A 15,785-nucleotide genomic window follows, 5' to 3' on the forward strand; every position below is an offset into this window, starting at 1 on the left:
GCGATTAAATGACTGCTAACTCTACGCAAATTCAATGTGAAAGAGGTTATCAAATCTCATTAACAAGCTACAGTATATACCTATAGCATAAGAACGAATTAGGTAATACTTGCCTTTTGACTAATGACTCAAGTAGATATTCTGATCCTTTCAAATGGCCCAGGTGAAGTAACAACCTGGGTACGTCCAGTAGTAAAGGCGTTGCGGCAAGAATTAGGGGATGACCGTTCTTTAGTGAGGATTTCTGTGATATTATCGCCTTGCTCAAATGCCAGTGGTAAAGAAGCAGCGATCGCTCTTTCTTTCCCAGAAGTAGATAGAGTTCAGGGAGCAGAACATTTTTGGCAATTTTTGCTTTGGGGCAAAACATTTGAAAATTGGGATTGGAGAAGTCGCGGTGTAGTCGTTTTTTTGGGCGGCGATCAAATTTTTCCAGTGATTATAGGCAAAAAGCTCGGATATCGCACAGTTGTTTACGCCGAATGGGAAGCCAGGTGGCATAACTGGATAGATCGCTTTGGAATCATGAAACCCGAAGTTGCAGCCCGTGTCCCCCAGAAATATGCTCACAAATTCACTGTTGTCGGCGATTTGATGCTAGAAGCAGCAGAGGAAAGCCTAGATTCAAATTCTCCTTTGCCTATCACTCCATCACTTAAAACTGAATTGATTGGTTTACTCCCTGGTTCAAAAGCAGCAAAATTAGCCCAAGGAGTACCATTATGTTTAGCTATTGCCGAATACGTTCATGCAAAAAGACCGCAAATCAGATTTGTGATTCCTGTAGCGCCAACTTTGGATTTACAAACTTTAGCTAGTTTTGCCGATCCCCAAAAGAACTCTATTGCTGAAATCTTTGGCTTTGGCGGTGCTTCATTAATTATCCCAGAGGATGCTAAAGGTAAAGCGTTGCTCAAAACAGCAACGGGCTTAACTGTGGAACTGTGGCAAGAAAACCCTGCATATCACTTATTATCCCAGTGCTGTATCTGCTTGACTACCGTGGGGGCAAACACTGCCGAACTTGGTGCTTTAGGAGTGCCAATGATTGTTTTACTACCAACGCAGCAACTTGATGCCATGCGTTCTTGGGATGGTTTACCTGGATTGTTAGCAAATCTGCCAGGGTTAGGTACACTATGCGCTAAGGTGATTAATTGGTCATTTCTGAGATTTGTGAAACACAAAGGTTTATTAGCATGGCCAAATATTTGGGCACAAGAAGAGATAGTCCCAGAAATTATGGGTAAACTTCAACCGCAAGAAGTTGGGGAAATGGTTTTAGACTTTTTGACGAATCCAGAAAAATTGGATGATATGCGTGCCAAACTCCGTAATATTCGCGGTGAAAGCGGTGCAGCCCAGAAGATAGCACAGATTGTTGATGAGGAAATTGGGAAGTAGGGAAAGATGAGGGAGTAATCAAAGCAACATCCCCCTCATTTTCACTCTGGCTTAATCTGAAGATTCTCCATCCCTGCGCCCAAGTTCAAAAATGCCAGCACCCATACAGGCTAATATACCTGTACTAATTCCCCAACTCTCACCTAAACTAATTTCCAGACCCCAGTTACATAAAGCGCCGACGACCAAAAAAGGCACAATGCTAAACAGTGAGGCGTAGAAAGCATTTTGGGATTCTCTGGCTTTACGAGTCTTTTCAAATTCCGACTGGCTGGTATAAAGCGATCGCTCGGCAAAGTTAAACCAGCGATTGAGCTGCTCAATTACCCATTCATTGACTCTGGAAAAACCTAGATATAGCGCCAATGACCACAAACTCGCTCCAGCGATCGCGATCGTGTCTAACTCAAAACGGAAAGGTAAAATTTCAGTCAGCATTGCTTAGGTGAGTCCTGCAAAGGGTTAACTTTAGCTGTCAGTAGATGCTAAATAAACCTCTTGTGCAATTTTAAGCATAAAAGCTAACAAGATTTCAACTACTTGGCAAATCAAGAAATTGCTAATCGAATTTACCAAGATTGCACAACTGGATATTTTGACTCCACATTGACAAAGTACAAGCCGAGCGGATTACAAGGTAGAACAAAGGAAGCTGCTATCCAGGATGCTAAAGAACCAAGGGAGATTATCGCGGTAAGACTATCAGTGAATACAGTTGACTTGCTGCGACTGTTTGAGGACTACACACAGTTCAAATCTAAAACCTTGAAGTCTAACAGCATGATTGATTACGACCGCATCAAAAACAAGCTTAGGAAATGCCCTCACAAACTAGCGAGAGGTGCTAGTAAAAAGCTACTAAATCAGACAAATGGGAGTCCAGATTATCGCGCAAGCAGACAAAGTTTTTCTGACAGGTTAACCAGTAAGAATAACTTTTTGTGGCAGGGCGTAAGCTTTATTTATGACTCTAGTTCTTTTGCGTATTGGTCAAATAATTGATGTGCTGTTTGTTCATCTCTCACTCTTGCCACACGTTCACACTCACCAGTCACGTCTGTATAAAATATGTCATAAGCAGTATTGTTTCCATCACCTAAGTCAAGTGCTGCACTTTTTCCCATTAGAAGCTTCCTTCCGTCTGGATATACTCGTTCTCTCATTGTTCAAAAGGTTTTGCGCTAATACATAAGCTGTCTAGCCAGCATAAGCATTAATGAACTTTTCACTTATGCCAGCTTATGTCTTATGTCAGAGGTGTTTTTCGCTGTAAAGTATGCCAGGAACCGGACTTGAACCGGTGACACGAGGATTTTCAGTCCTCTGCTCTACCAACTGAGCTATCCCGGCTGGGGCTTTTGTGAGCCACGATTAATCAATGTAGCAAAGATAAAAGAATATAGCAAGTCTTTGGAGAAAAATAGTTATGCAGCTTTCAAACTCAACTTAAACCAGATGAAAACGGCTACAAATAAGAGAAACTGGACAAGAACAATACTTGGCCCAGAAGCAAGGTTGAAAATACCTGAAACCATGATGCCAGCAATGCTGCTGATGGAACCAACGATCGTCGACATGACTAGAAAGCGGCTAAAGTGGTGACTCATCAGTTTGGCGGTGGAGGCGGGAATGACCAAAAAGGCGTTCACCAGTAAAACACCGACAGCTTTAATCGCCACAGCAACGGCGAGTGAAAGTAAGACCACAAAAGCGTAGCGGTACAATTGAACGGGAACGCCTTGAACTTGGGCGACATCCGGGTTAAGGGTCAATAAAATTTGCTGTCGCAGAGTTGATAGTAAAAATATGCTACCTCCCACAAGGACTAGTAGTGTCAAAATTAAATCTGTAGTGTCGATCGCTAGAATATCCCCGAACAGTACAGCCATCAAGTTGCCACGATATCCTTTAATTAGGCTCGTGAGAATTAAACCGATCGCTAATGCCCCAGATAACACTATGCTAAGTACGCTATCGCTAGCTAAGTCGGTTTTGTCGATGAAGTAGAGGACAATAACCCCAAAAACTAAGGTAAAAGGTAATAGCATCCAAGTAGGATTTATTTGTAGCAGCACACCTAACGCCACACCTACTAGTGCTGCATGACCAACCGCGTGGCTGAAAAATGACAACTGGCGCAAGGTGACAAAACTACCCAACATCCCGCCAAGTATTCCCATCAAGGCAGCACCGACGATCGCACGTTGTATCGAGGCAAGTTGTAACAACTCTAGTAAGTCATTACTACTAGCGATCGCAAGCCAAGTTATCTGACAATCATTGAAGAAATTCATATTTATGGAAATTAATGTTGGTGCTGGTAGCGACTGAAACCTGGGCCGTAGGTTGCTAACAGGTTTTGCGGTGAAAGGGCAATTTCTGGCTTACCAGTACAAACAATGCTCTGGTTCAGGCAAAGCACGCGATCGCAATGCCGATTTACCATATCAATATCGTGAGAAACTTGTAATACTGTCCAACCTTCTTCTCGCTTTAATTCATTTAGCAAAGCGTAAAAGTCTGCTGCACCTTGTACATCAACACCAGCAAAAGCTTCATCTAGTACCAAGAGTTTCCGAGGCATTACCAAACAATAAGCCAATAAAACCCGCTTCAGTTGACCGCCACTAAGAGTACCAATAGCTTGATGCTGTAAATGATAAGCATCAGTTCGCCGTAAAGCTTCCGTTACCGCTGCCGATTTTTCTCGGTCTTGTTTCCACAGCTTGGAGAAAAATAAATTCTTTCTTTTCCCTTCCTTAGTCCATCCCAGTCCGACTAATTCGCTGACAGAAATGGGAAAACTGCGGTCAAAAATGAAGTTTTGCGGCATATAGCCCAACGTGTGGCGTAAATGCCCCAATCTGGAAATTGGACGACCCAAGATTTCAATCGTCCCAGCACTTCGAGGTATCAAATCTAAAACCGCTTTTACCAGGGTACTTTTACCAGCACCATTGGGGCCAACAATGGCTGTATCTGTTCCTGGTAACAATTCAAAGGAAACATCTCGAACAGCTAGATAGCTGCCTTGATAAACAGTTAATCCTTCTACTTTCAAAATAGGAATGTCATTAGTCATTGGTCATTAGTTATTGGTCATTGGTCATTGGTCATTGGTCATTGGTCACTTGTTCTGAGCGTAGTAGTTGGCGTGGTAACAGAGCGTAGTCGTTCGCGCAGCGTCTCGTAGAGAAGTGCAACCTCTTGTAGAGAAGTATTGGTCATTAGTCATTTGGAAATGACAAAGGACAACTGACAAATGACAAATCTATTTACACGATGTTTCCAGAGTTTGCAAATTAGCTTTCATTGCCTTGAAATAATGCTGCGGATCTGTTTCGCCAGTTTCTAGAGAATCCAGAGTACGCAAATTTAATTTCAAGTCTTTAGAGAGGCTGTTCAGCAGTTTATTATCTACTCCTGGTTCGCTAAATAAAGCTTTAACTTTGTATTTTTTCACAGCGTTGACGGCATTTTGGACATCTGTTGGTGAAAGTTGATCTTCGGGAATTTGCACCACAGCAACTTGCTTGAGGTTATAGCGTTTAGCTAAATATGGAAATGCATCATGAAAGGTAATAAAGGTGCAAGTGGGATTTTTCTGCAAAGTCTGCTGAAATTCACTGTTTAAACTTTCTAATTCTTTAATATAATCTGTAGCATTTGCTTCGTAAGTAGCTTTGTTCGCCGGATCGGCTGCAATTAATCCATCTCGAATATTTGTTACCTGTTGTTTTGCCAAAACTGGATCTAACCAAACGTGCGGATTACCCTGACTATGTTCGTGGTCTTTTTCATCTGGCGTCGTTTTGACAACAGGTGAAATTTCATTTAAGGGTTTAATACCAATACTTGCATCAATTTCAGTTAATTTGGGATTTTGGGCATTTTTGACGGTACCTTCCAGAAATTCCTCTAAGCCTAAACCATTTTTTACTAACACCTTAGCAGTAGCGATCGCTTTGACATTTCCTGGTGTCGCTTGGTATTCATGTACCTCCGTACCAGGTGGCACTAGAATTTCTACATCTGCCACATCCCCAGCTACTGCCTTAGTAAACAAATATATCGGCAAAAATGTCGCTACTACTTTAGTTTTTCCCGACTGCGCCTGTGGGATAGAAGCAGCTTCTTGTGCTTGCGGCGACTGTTCGGAAGTTGTTCCCTGATTTGAATTCGATTGGCTACACCCAGTAGCCATCGACAACATTAGCAGAGCAATTATGGACAAGATGCCGCTTCTTTGCCTACCTGTTCTAACTTCTCTGCAATTCCCAATCATGATATTTCTCCTCCAAACGGATGCTTGCTCTACCTCTGCGATCGTCGCTATTGACAATGGGAAGTATTCTAAATTTTATACTATAATAATTCTCATTCTCATTTTAAGTACATAATATCATTCTGGGTTTTCTGTGTAATGAGTAACAACAAAACTTTTTCAGACGGTACAGCCCTCTGCAATTTAGTTTTCCCTAAATAATTAGGAGTTATTGACTTTTTTTGTTAAAAAGGTTGCTTACTTCTGATAAGATTGCTGACAAATATTTTCATAAAATACCCGTTAAAAAAACGTGGTTTGGGTGTGAATTGGAGATCAGTGTGAGGAGAAAAATGCAAAAATTCTGGAAATATCTGCTAGTTAGTCCAGCAGTCTGCGGTGTCATGCTATTTGTTAATACTGCTACATTTGCAGGTGAAACATCGAGTAAGTCTGAAATCAATCAACCGCAAGTTTTAGCTAATCCAGACACAAAAGATCAGAAAATGGGACAAGTTACCTCCGTGTCCCAATTTTCTGATGTACAACCCACCGACTGGGCATTTCAAGCATTGCAATCCTTGGTTGAGCGGTATGGCTGTATTGCAGGATACCCAAATAGCACTTATCGCGGTAATCGCGCATTAACGCGATATGAATTTGCTGCTGGTTTGAATGCTTGTCTCGATCGCGTTAACGAACTTATTGCTACAGCCACTGGCGATTTAGTTAGTAAACAAGATTTAGCCACATTACAAAAGCTGCAAGAAGATTTTTCCGCAGAACTGGCGACACTCCGAGGTCGTGTGGATGCAGTAGAAGCGCGCACTGCTGAATTGGAGGCGAATCAGTTCTCAACCACAACTAAATTGCAAGGACAAGTTGTTGCAGTTGTTAGCGATGTATTGTCAGGAAATACAGTCAATGGTGCAGAAATCACAGACGAGAATACAACTTTAGGGGTACGGGCACGCATAGAATTAGTAACCAGCTTCACAGGGAAAGATACGCTGTTTACCAGAATCCAAGCTAATAATATTCTCAGCCCTGATATTGGTACGCCAGAGGGAAACTTATTTTTTACTGGCGAGGATGGTACTACTGATGCTGCAATAGATGCACTGTTTTACAGATTTCCCTTGGGCGAAAAAACAGAGGTTGTCGCTATTGCTAATGCAGGTGCAGCAGACGACCTTACCAGCACTGTCAATCTCTTTGATGGTGATGGCGCTTTTGGTGCTTTATCTACCTTTGGTACGCGTAACCCAATTTATAACCAAATAAATGGTGCGGGGTTGGGAGTAACATACGAGTTCAGCGAAAAATTGGCATTAAGTCTAGGGTATTTGAGTGGTACAGCTAATAACCCTACACCCAATAATGGTTTGTTCAATGGTTCTTATGGTGCGTTGGCACAGCTGACAGTTAAACCAAGCGATCGCATTTCTATCGGTTTAACTTACATCAATTCCTACAATCAACCACTACTCACAGGTAGCAATGCCGCCACTTTCCAGGATATAGCAGCTATCCAGGGTTTACCAGAAGATCAAGTCGGATTTTCCAGTAATTCTTACGGCGTCCAAGCATCCATTGGCATCACTGATAATATCGTCTTGGGTGGTTGGGCTGGATACACTAACAGCCAAAGCTTGAGAGGAACCCGTGGAGACGTTGATATTTGGAACTATGCTGTCACCTTGGGCTTCCCTGACCTCGGTAAAAAAGGTAACTTGGCAGGTATCATCGCTGGTATGGAGCCAAAAGTTACAAGCTCTGACATCGCAGGTTTGGATAGCGATCCTGATACATCCTATCATCTTGAGGCATTCTACCAGTATAAGCTGAGTGACAATATCACCATTACTCCTGGAGTCATCTGGTTAACATCTCCAGATCACAACGACACTAATGATGATGTTGTTATTGGTGCATTGAGAACCACATTCAGTTTCTAATTTTTAAAATCTTAAAAGAAGACGCAAAGGATAAATTTGCGTCTTCTTTTTGTGTATAGTATAGGGTTAAGAATTTATACCAATTTGAAAAAAGAATGCGACAAATAGACCATCTGTAGAGACGCGATTCATCGCGTCTTTACCCAAGCATGGGTCGCAATCATTAATTTAACTGGTATTAACTCAGCATTTTTACTCAGCTTGATATCTTAAAACAACGCGAGTTCGACAGTTAGGAAAGGTTAAAAAGTTTGCTAGCTAGATATGAATTTGTTTAACAGAACATCCACGCAGCCTGAAAAAAGTCGCGTTCACAAAACATCGCATAACGATAAGTTGAATGCACAACAGAGTTGGTAGCGGCATAATTGTCAACTAAATTTTCTAATTGTTGTGTTAGTGGTTGAAAATCTGCGCTGCTATAAGTACGAATCCAGTCTGCATATTGATGATCGGGAATACCGTTACAAGCCAATTTTTCTCCTAAAAAGGCATACAAACGCATACAAGGAGACATCGCCGCCGCAGTTAAACCCACATCTTTGCTCCAAGCAGTTGCTAACAAAAAATCAGTATAGCGGCGGGTGGCAGATGCGGGTTCTACAGAATACAAATTGACTCCCCACTCAGAAGCATAACTACTATGCAGCCGTAGTTCTTCTAAAACTCCACTAGCTAAATTATGAAATGTGGTGAAACCTAACCAGTCTGGTGCTTTAGCTGCGGCGATACTGTAGGCACGAGCAAAAGCTTCTAAGAAAAAAGCATCTTGCCCTACGTAGTAAGCAAATTTAGCTCGCTCAAGAGTACCATCGCCAATACCTTGAACGAAAGGATGCTCTAGGCAAGCTTGGGCTAAGTCTTGATTTGCTGCCCATAATTCGTTAGATAAAGTCATTTGTCATTTGTCATTTGTCATTTGTCACTTGTCATTTGTCACTTGTCATTTGTCATTTGTCATTTGTCATTTGTCATTTGTTATTATCCCCTTTAAAAAGGGAAGAACTGGAGCAAGACTGAGCCAATACTTCCTAAAAAGTCAACGAAGCTGGGCTTACCAGTACTTACCTTCTCATTGACGGGTGTTTGTAGTTCTTTTATAAAAGTTTGGGCTGTTAGGGTTCCAGTGCTGTTGTTTTGGGATGTAAACAATTTTTCCGCAACTTGAGCATCTTGGAATGCACCTTGTCTATCTAGTATTTGGTAACGGGCGACACCACGAGCGAGATAAGCATCCGCATATTCTGGTTTAATTGCGATCGCTTGATTAAAATAACTGATTGCTTGCTGTTGGTTGCCTTTTTGCCCTTCCGCTACACCCAAAGCATAAAATTCTGCTGGTGAAGCAATTTGTGATGGTATCGCAACTGCACCTTGAAAGTTAGTCCCATTCAAGTAAGCGCCAGTTAGTTCTGCATTTGCTAAATAAGTATTTCTCAAATCAGCACCCGTCAAATTTGCCCCATTAAATTTAGCTTCGCTCAGGTTAACGCCAAATAAACTCGCGCCACTTAAGTTTGCACCCCGCAAATCTGCACCGCTCAAGTTTGCACGACTGAGGTTAGCACCTGTGAGATTAGCACCGCTTAAATTGGCTCCAGATAAGTCAGCCATTACTAAACCTGCACTCGTCAAATCACAGTTTTGACATTGTTTGGTGGCTAATAACTGTTTAACATGTTCAGAATTTGCTGCTTGTACGGTTGTTGTCAAACTAATTGTGGTTAAAAATGCAACTACACTCAGAATTTGTTTTTTCATGTCTGTGTAATATTTTTTACTAAATATCAATATTGACTGAGATGGATTTATACCTCAGCATTATGATATGAGCAATCTCAATAATTTGTCCTCTGTAGTTGCCTACATCACTGATAAATTGGCGATACCTTTCCTATGGAAGGCTATGCTAAAAGATTCTAGAAAAGTCGTGAAAGTATAAATTGAGCCGATATTAAGACTCCTAACCCCAGTAACAAGGGTAAATGAGCATCATTCGTCAAGATAAATGATACACTCTACTAAAGGCGAAACTGGTGTCAAAAAATTAAACTCATTGCAAAATATCGCTTCACTTCAAAGAAAGCATCTGTAACATCCAAATAATTAGTATTTTTTAAAATCAAGTCAATTAGTAGGGCAGTAACCAAGCCTAAAGTTTGCCCTATAACTGGGCTAGTCATTATCATGAGGGATGCTCTAACTCAGGAGCAAAATGATAGATTTGCTTTTGTATACCCTGATTTTAAATAAATATGAGACTATAGAAGCATTAAAGCAGTCAGAAAAACGTGAGTCAGCAAGACAAACTCTTAGACAAAATTCTCTCTGGGACTTCTGATACAGATATCCCTTTCGCCCAACTGTGGCAACTTTTATATACACTAGGCTTTGAAGAACGGATTCGTGGCGATCATCGCATTTTTGTCAAAGCCGATGTTGAGGAGATATTGAACCTGCAACATAAAAGAGGAAAAGCCAAAAGCTATCAAATTAAACAAGTTCGGGCGGTGATTCTCAAATATAAGCTAGGAAGTAAAAATGATGTTTCGGTATGAAATTATTCTCTACTGGAGTGAATTAGATCGAGCCTTTATTGCTGAAGTTCCAGAGTTATCAGGCTGTGCTGCTGACGGTGATACTTATCAAGAAGCCCTGCATAATGTAGAATTAGTTGTGCAGGAATGGATAGAAACTGCTAAGGATTTGGGGCGTCCAGTTCCTGAACCTAGACCGCGTTTGATGTACATTTAATTGATACATAAACCAAGTTAAACTGATTTTTTAGCATAATCAGAAATATTTAATACCATCTTAGATACGGATCGGAAAAATTTTCGCTAAAAGACCTAAAAAATTCTACTGGCTGCCATTATAGTATCTAAGTTATAGCGATTCTCATTTGAATGGATACACGGTATTGCCCATTATTGTCAACTTAAGCTCAAACGCTTGTACCACAAGTCGAATTACCCCCCTTAGAAAGGTGGGAGAAAGAAATGCAGTTCCCTCCCCTTGCCAAGCTACGGTGTACCCACAAGTCGAATTACCCCCCTTAATCCCCCCGATATATTGGGGGAAAACAAGAAAATCCGGTTCCCTCCCCAATCAATATATCGGGGAGGGTTCGGGTGGGGTAAAAGAATATTTGATACATTAATCATAACTTTTCAAACATCCTCTAAGTGAAGAACTTAGTTAGTAGTAAGCTTACAAATCACCATAATATGTGATTTGTATTTGTTAGTAGTATAGTGAATAAGTTGTAGTCCAGAACGTTCTAGTTCTTGCAATAGTTTAGGGATTTCATACTTGTGATGCCGCCAAATAGTAATCTCTTCACCTTTAGAGAATTCAATATTTTTATCTATACCCATCCGACTAAAATTTATAGTGTAATCATGACGTAGTTTCAGATTAGCAACGATACTATCTGTTTTTAAATCGTATTTTCTCACTAGTTCGCAATCTTCAGATTTAATCCCAATCTTCTTTTTAATCCATCCATATACTTCTTCTACATGATACTTGCAGCCACCTCTAACTATTCCATCCCATGTAGAGTTAGAACCAGTTTCGTTAGTAAATACTAAAAGATCGTGTTTTCCCATACTATCTCTAAAGTTTTTCAACACATCATCTCTATTTTGATGATTTCCAATGGTAACTCCTAAGTGTAAAAATATTTTTGCTGTGTCGTCAATTTCAAGACTAGCTTGATTTTGGAATAAAATTTTGGGTACACAACTACTTTCTATGTCAATTGTGGAACTGATAAACTCGACTAGTGGAAACCATTTTTTAAAATTGCTTTTGGAGACATGAAGCAATTCTTCACTAATGTCTAAAGCAATATATTTGTTAATTTTTTCTAATTTGTTTAGTCTGCGAATAAAGTTTTTAACTGGATAGGAATTACCAGCACCAACGTCTATAATATTTACTCCTTCACCAATTTTTATACGATCGTTCAGGTATTGGAAATTATCTTTTAAAAGGTCAATTTCTACATTTGCTCTTCCATACCATCTAGGAATAGCATATTTCAAATAAAAATCGTTCCAAATTTTTGCACCTCTTCCTTTATAAGAATACTTGAGAGGAATTTCTCGTCTGACTTCTAATGCATGAATTATCCCTAAAACTTCTTCTTCAGAAAAAAGAGAGTAGAACTCAGAACTTGGCTTTGCTGTGCGACTGATAGCAGATGAAATATCTAAGGGAAGTTGGGAATTGCTATGAAAATTGTGAGCCATTATTCTTGTTCTTTGGTTTTCTTCGGTATTGAAATTGATTAGCCGCAATGCTTGCTAGAAATGTATTCTCCCATGCCACTGTCCCAAAACCTGGAATCTTCATCACAAAGAACAGGCCTGTTTTCTATATCACATTCCCCACTCTCAAAGAATAAATTGGTTTTTTACAATCAAAATACGAGATAATTTTCCAATGATACAGGGATGAATTGCAGTGGTTCAGCAACCAGAACTCCAGGAAACTTCGTCGATCAAGTCAACCCAGCGTGTGCTTAAGAGTTTAAGTACTTACCGATGGACTTCGCTTGGAGCATTGGTCAGCCTGTTGCTGTTGACGATCGCTAACGCTGTAACCCCACAACTATTTCGGTGGGGAATTGATCGAGGCATCATGCAAAAAAACCTCCAAGTTGTGCTATATAGCGCCGCCTGGATGGTAGTTGCAGCGATCGCTCGTGGTGTATTTAATTTTGGACAAAGCTATCTAGCAGAAGCAGCGTCTCAGGGTGTTGCTTATGACCTGCGAAACAAAATTTTCAGCAAGATTCAAAATCTCAGTTTCAGCTTTCATGACCAGGCGCAGACTTCCCAATTACTAACCCGTGTCACCAGCGACATTGAGCAGATTCGTACCTTTGTTGGCACTAGCTTAATTCAAGTTGTTGGTTCACTTGTGACATTGGTGAGTATTTCGGTAGTTTTGCTAGTGATGAACTGGCAACTAGCATTGATTACGCTAACGGCAGTGCCCATAGCCGCATGGTTGATGGCACAATTCGTTACTCGCAATAACAAACTTTTTCGGCAAGTACAAGAGCAACTAAGCGACCTCAATGCTGTATTACAAGAGAATTTGCTAGGAATACGGGTGGTGAAAGCGTTTGTGCGGGAGTCAACCGAAAGGTCGCGTTACACGACTCTAAATGATGGTCTAGTCAGGGCAAACATGAAGACCATTAGCGCCATCCGCAATACCTTCCCATTCATTTTTTTGGTGAGTAATTTGGTAACACTGGCAGTTTTCGCCTATGGGGGAGCGCAGGTGATTGGGCGCAGATTTTCCATTGGCGAACTGGTGGCGTTTAACTCCTACCTAGCGTTGATTCTCCAACCGATTTTGTTAATTGGATTTGCCGCACCCGCCATCTCTCAAGCTGCGGCTTCCGCCGAACGAGTCTATGAAGTTGTAGATGCAGAAGTAGAAATTCGCGATCGCCCCGGTGCTGTCCCCTTTGACACCTGTGGAGGTAGAATTACCTTTGAAAATGTTTCCTTTCGCTATCCAGGAGCGACAACCGAAACTCTCAAAGAAGTTTCCTTTGAAACCAAGCCCAACGAGCTAATCGCCGTTCTCGGCATGACTGGTTCGGGAAAAAGCACAATTATGAACCTGATTCCCCGCTTTTACGATGCCACAAATGGAGCAGTTCGGATTGACGGACGAGATGTCACCAGTTTCACACTCAAAAGCCTCAGATCGCGTATTGGGATTGTATTTCAAGAAACCACCCTCTTCTCTGGCACAATCCGCGAAAATATTGCCTACGCCAAACCCGATGCCACCTTAGAGCAGGTGATTGAGGTTGCAAAAACTGCCCAAATGCACGATTTTATTATCAGTCTACCCGATGGTTACGAGACGATTGTGGGTGAACGAGGCGTGGGCTTATCTGGTGGACAAAAACAACGAATTGCGATCGCTCGTACTTTACTAACCGATTACAGCATTCTGATTTTGGACGATAGTACCTCGGCTGTGGATGCCAAAACTGCTGCCCAAATTCAAGCCGAACTAGATGGCTTAATGCGCCAGAAAGCATGTACAACCTTTGTAGTAGCTCAACGCATTAGCACCGTCCAAAATGCCGATCGCATTTTTCTCATGGATAAAGGACGATTGGTAGCACAAGGGACTCACGAGGAATTGATGCAAAACAGCCCCCTCTACGGTGTGATTTTGGAATCTCAGGTAAAACCAAAAGAGAAAAAATGATCTCCAATTAGCATAATTAATTTTGCTCACAGCCTTGTAATAAAGACTTTTAATCCCAAATCTAAAATCCCAAATTTTTATGAGAGGCACTATTCCCGTTGTTGCATCTGAGCAAACGAGTCAGCAACCTTCCACCCTGCGGCGCTTTTTGCAATACGTGCTACTCTATCGCAAAGAAATTCCCATCGCCCTGACATTAGTATTAATTGGTGCCATAACTCAGGCAGTTGGGCCATTCTTTCTCGGCTGGTCAATCGATCGTCTGATTGCACAAGGGAATTTGCAAGGACTGCTGATGTTGTTAGGGCTACTAGGGCTGAACTATGGACTTGGTGTCTTAGCAATTCGAGGTCAAATTATTCGAGTCGGCTGGATTATGCAGCGATTGCTGGCTCAATTAAGGCAAGACATTTTCATTAAAATCCAAAGTTTACCACTCAGCTTTTTCGATCGCAGCGAAGCAGGCGATTTAATGAGTCGCTTACTGAATGATGTCAATACCGTGAATCAAGCATTTGGACTGACGGTCGCCCAAATGCTGGGCAACACTTTCAGTTTAATTGGCATCGTGATTGCGATGCTCTCAATCAACCTGCAACTTGGTTTGTTGAGCAATCTGGTTGTACCACTGATGATTTTTACCACAAGCTTATTTGCACGTTGGGCAAGAGTCAGATTTCGCGTCACCCGACAAACGATTGGGGAACTTTCCGCCAAGTTAGAAGAAGATATTGGCAGCGTGCGAGAAGCGCAGGCATTTAATCGCGTACAGATGAATATCGCAGAATTCGACGTTCTTAACGCCGCCAATAGAGATGCCAACGTTGAAGCTGTGGCAATTACTTCAGCCTTTTTGCCCTCCATCGATTTTCTCAACACACTAGCAACCGCAGGCGTGCTGGCATACGGCGGCTATCTGGCCGTAACAGGAGCTGCAACAGTGGGTGTGGTGACATCCTTTTTACTTTACGTCCAGCAATTCTTCCGCCCGATCCAAATTCTTAGCCAGTTTTATACTCAAGCTCAATCTGCCTTCGCCGGATTAGAGCGAATCTTTCTATTATTAGATGAACCGTCAGAACTCAAAGATGCACCCGATGCGACAGAAATGCCGCCTATTCAGGGTGAGGTGACATTCGAGAATGTCAAATTTGGCTACAACCCAGATCGACTAGTTCTCAAAGGAGTGAATTTGCACGCCTATCCAGGGCAGATGGTTGCGTTAGTAGGGCCGACCGGTTCGGGAAAAAGTACAATTATTAACTTGATTTTGCGCTTCTATGATGTATCTGGCGGTGCAGTGAAAATTGATGATATTGATGTGCGTAGCGTGACTCAAGCAAGTCTGCGCCGTCAAATAGGCATCGTCCTGCAAGACAATATTTTGTTTAGCGGCACCGTCGCCGAAAACATTGCTTTTGGCGCTCCTTACACCACCCAAGCTGATATCGAAGCGGCTGCACAACTAGCAAATGTGCATGAGTTCATTACCTCACTACCACAGGGTTATACAACTCAATTAGGCGAACGCGGCGCACCCCTGAGTCAAGGACAGCGACAACTAATCAGTATTGCTCGTGCGATATTAATTAATCCCCGAATTCTGATTCTGGATGAAGCCACCAGTAGCATTGACACGCGTACAGAAGCGCTAGTGCAAAGTGCGATCGCCCGATTACTCCAAGGTCGTACTAGTTTCGTAATTGCCCACCGTCTCAGTACAGTTACTCAAGCAGATCGGGTTTTAGTAATTCAGCAAGGAGAAATTGTAGAACAAGGTACTCACGCCGAACTCGTCAATCAGCGGGGTGTTTATGCCAACCTTTATGCTCTCCAACTGGGTGCAGCAGACACAATGGTTCTTCAAAACGAAAAGTAAAATATATAGATATATAGCTCGAATTTACCAA

At 41.8% G+C, this 15,785-nt stretch carries 14 protein-coding genes and 1 tRNA gene; 6 read left to right on the plus strand and 9 right to left on the minus strand.

Annotation, left to right across the window (positions count from 1 at the left end):
- Positions 1–123 precede the first annotated feature (123 nt).
- Positions 124–1,404: a lipid-A-disaccharide synthase gene (locus V7K84_RS15650; protein ID WP_334839321.1), complete on the plus strand. Its 1,281-nt coding sequence runs from the start codon at positions 124–126 to the stop codon at positions 1,402–1,404.
- Positions 1,405–1,455: 51 nt separating this feature from the next.
- Here the strand turns inward: V7K84_RS15650 and V7K84_RS15655 are convergent, their stop codons facing one another.
- The 6 genes from V7K84_RS15655 to V7K84_RS15680 form a co-directional block, all read right to left on the minus strand.
- The gene (locus V7K84_RS15655) at positions 1,456–1,842 is read right to left on the minus strand and encodes a hypothetical protein (RefSeq protein WP_094351141.1); all 387 of its coding nucleotides are present in this window, start codon (positions 1,840–1,842) and stop codon (positions 1,456–1,458) included.
- A 524-nt stretch (positions 1,843–2,366) separates the two neighbouring features.
- The gene (locus V7K84_RS15660) at positions 2,367–2,567 is read right to left on the minus strand and encodes a hypothetical protein (RefSeq protein ID WP_334839323.1); all 201 of its coding nucleotides are present in this window, start codon (positions 2,565–2,567) and stop codon (positions 2,367–2,369) included.
- 114 nt (positions 2,568–2,681) lie between these two features.
- A tRNA-Phe gene (locus V7K84_RS15665) sits at positions 2,682–2,754 on the minus strand.
- A gap of 74 nt (positions 2,755–2,828) precedes the next feature.
- Positions 2,829–3,698: a metal ABC transporter permease gene (locus V7K84_RS15670; RefSeq protein ID WP_334839325.1), complete on the minus strand. Its 870-nt coding sequence runs from the start codon at positions 3,696–3,698 to the stop codon at positions 2,829–2,831.
- Between the two features lie 11 nt (positions 3,699–3,709).
- Positions 3,710–4,486, minus strand: coding sequence for a metal ABC transporter ATP-binding protein (locus tag V7K84_RS15675; protein ID WP_334839327.1), 777 nt, complete (start codon positions 4,484–4,486; stop codon positions 3,710–3,712).
- A 189-nt stretch (positions 4,487–4,675) separates the two neighbouring features.
- The gene (locus V7K84_RS15680) at positions 4,676–5,689 is read right to left on the minus strand and encodes a metal ABC transporter substrate-binding protein (protein WP_334839329.1); all 1,014 of its coding nucleotides are present in this window, start codon (positions 5,687–5,689) and stop codon (positions 4,676–4,678) included.
- A 332-nt stretch (positions 5,690–6,021) separates the two neighbouring features.
- On the opposite strand from V7K84_RS15680, the gene V7K84_RS15685 reads away from it, so the two are divergent.
- Positions 6,022–7,626, plus strand: a complete 1,605-nt coding sequence (locus tag V7K84_RS15685) for an iron uptake porin (RefSeq protein ID WP_334839331.1) — start codon at positions 6,022–6,024, stop codon at positions 7,624–7,626.
- A 274-nt stretch (positions 7,627–7,900) separates the two neighbouring features.
- Here the strand turns inward: V7K84_RS15685 and V7K84_RS15690 are convergent, their stop codons facing one another.
- Together V7K84_RS15690 and V7K84_RS15695 are read right to left on the minus strand one after the other, a co-directional pair.
- Positions 7,901–8,524, minus strand: coding sequence for a TenA family protein (locus V7K84_RS15690; protein ID WP_334839333.1), 624 nt, complete (start codon positions 8,522–8,524; stop codon positions 7,901–7,903).
- Between the two features lie 92 nt (positions 8,525–8,616).
- The gene (locus V7K84_RS15695) at positions 8,617–9,387 is read right to left on the minus strand and encodes a pentapeptide repeat-containing protein (RefSeq protein WP_334839335.1); all 771 of its coding nucleotides are present in this window, start codon (positions 9,385–9,387) and stop codon (positions 8,617–8,619) included.
- A gap of 530 nt (positions 9,388–9,917) precedes the next feature.
- Between V7K84_RS15695 and V7K84_RS15700 the strand changes: the two genes are divergently transcribed.
- Positions 9,918–10,184 carry a toxin HicA gene (locus V7K84_RS15700; RefSeq protein WP_099103576.1) on the plus strand — a complete coding sequence of 89 codons (267 nt, stop codon included), beginning with the start codon at positions 9,918–9,920 and terminating at the stop codon, positions 10,182–10,184.
- The gene (locus tag V7K84_RS15705; RefSeq protein ID WP_099103575.1) at positions 10,168–10,380 is read left to right on the plus strand and encodes a type II toxin-antitoxin system HicB family antitoxin; all 213 of its coding nucleotides are present in this window, start codon (positions 10,168–10,170) and stop codon (positions 10,378–10,380) included. Before V7K84_RS15700 ends, V7K84_RS15705 begins: the two co-directional genes overlap by 17 nt.
- 440 nt (positions 10,381–10,820) lie before the next feature.
- Here V7K84_RS15705 and V7K84_RS15710 read toward each other — a convergent pair whose 3' ends face one another.
- Positions 10,821–11,882 (minus strand): L-histidine N(alpha)-methyltransferase, encoded by a 1,062-nt coding sequence (locus V7K84_RS15710; protein WP_334839337.1) that lies wholly within the window; start codon positions 11,880–11,882, stop codon positions 10,821–10,823.
- A 214-nt stretch (positions 11,883–12,096) separates the two neighbouring features.
- On the opposite strand from V7K84_RS15710, the gene V7K84_RS15715 reads away from it, so the two are divergent.
- Both V7K84_RS15715 and V7K84_RS15720 read left to right on the plus strand, forming a co-directional pair.
- Positions 12,097–13,875 carry an ABC transporter ATP-binding protein gene (locus V7K84_RS15715; RefSeq protein WP_334839339.1) on the plus strand — a complete coding sequence of 593 codons (1,779 nt, stop codon included), beginning with the start codon at positions 12,097–12,099 and terminating at the stop codon, positions 13,873–13,875.
- A gap of 79 nt (positions 13,876–13,954) precedes the next feature.
- Positions 13,955–15,754 carry an ABC transporter ATP-binding protein gene (locus V7K84_RS15720; RefSeq protein ID WP_334839340.1) on the plus strand — a complete coding sequence of 600 codons (1,800 nt, stop codon included), beginning with the start codon at positions 13,955–13,957 and terminating at the stop codon, positions 15,752–15,754.
- The last annotated feature ends 31 nt before the right edge of the window (positions 15,755–15,785 follow it).

The sequence above is a fragment of the Nostoc sp. genome, assembly GCF_036917315.1.
Lineage (GTDB): Bacteria > Cyanobacteriota > Cyanobacteriia > Cyanobacteriales > Nostocaceae > Nostoc.

What these genes read in the sequence shown, in the direction of transcription:
- V7K84_RS15650 (WP_334839321.1), top strand. Translation starts at nt 124, where the DNA reads ATGACTCAAGTAGATATTCTGATCCTTTCAAATGGCCCAGGTGAAGTA.
- V7K84_RS15655 (WP_094351141.1), bottom strand. Translation starts at nt 1,842, where the DNA reads ATGCTGACTGAAATTTTACCTTTCCGTTTTGAGTTAGACACGATCGCG.
- V7K84_RS15660 (WP_334839323.1), bottom strand. Translation starts at nt 2,567, where the DNA reads ATGAGAGAACGAGTATATCCAGACGGAAGGAAGCTTCTAATGGGAAAA.
- V7K84_RS15670 (WP_334839325.1), bottom strand. Translation starts at nt 3,698, where the DNA reads ATGAATTTCTTCAATGATTGTCAGATAACTTGGCTTGCGATCGCTAGT.
- V7K84_RS15675 (WP_334839327.1), bottom strand. Translation starts at nt 4,486, where the DNA reads ATGACTAATGACATTCCTATTTTGAAAGTAGAAGGATTAACTGTTTAT.
- V7K84_RS15680 (WP_334839329.1), bottom strand. Translation starts at nt 5,689, where the DNA reads ATGATTGGGAATTGCAGAGAAGTTAGAACAGGTAGGCAAAGAAGCGGC.
- V7K84_RS15685 (WP_334839331.1), top strand. Translation starts at nt 6,022, where the DNA reads ATGCAAAAATTCTGGAAATATCTGCTAGTTAGTCCAGCAGTCTGCGGT.
- V7K84_RS15690 (WP_334839333.1), bottom strand. Translation starts at nt 8,524, where the DNA reads ATGACTTTATCTAACGAATTATGGGCAGCAAATCAAGACTTAGCCCAA.
- V7K84_RS15695 (WP_334839335.1), bottom strand. Translation starts at nt 9,387, where the DNA reads ATGAAAAAACAAATTCTGAGTGTAGTTGCATTTTTAACCACAATTAGT.
- V7K84_RS15705 (WP_099103575.1), top strand. Translation starts at nt 10,168, where the DNA reads ATGATGTTTCGGTATGAAATTATTCTCTACTGGAGTGAATTAGATCGA.
- V7K84_RS15710 (WP_334839337.1), bottom strand. Translation starts at nt 11,882, where the DNA reads ATGGCTCACAATTTTCATAGCAATTCCCAACTTCCCTTAGATATTTCA.
- V7K84_RS15720 (WP_334839340.1), top strand. Translation starts at nt 13,955, where the DNA reads ATGAGAGGCACTATTCCCGTTGTTGCATCTGAGCAAACGAGTCAGCAA.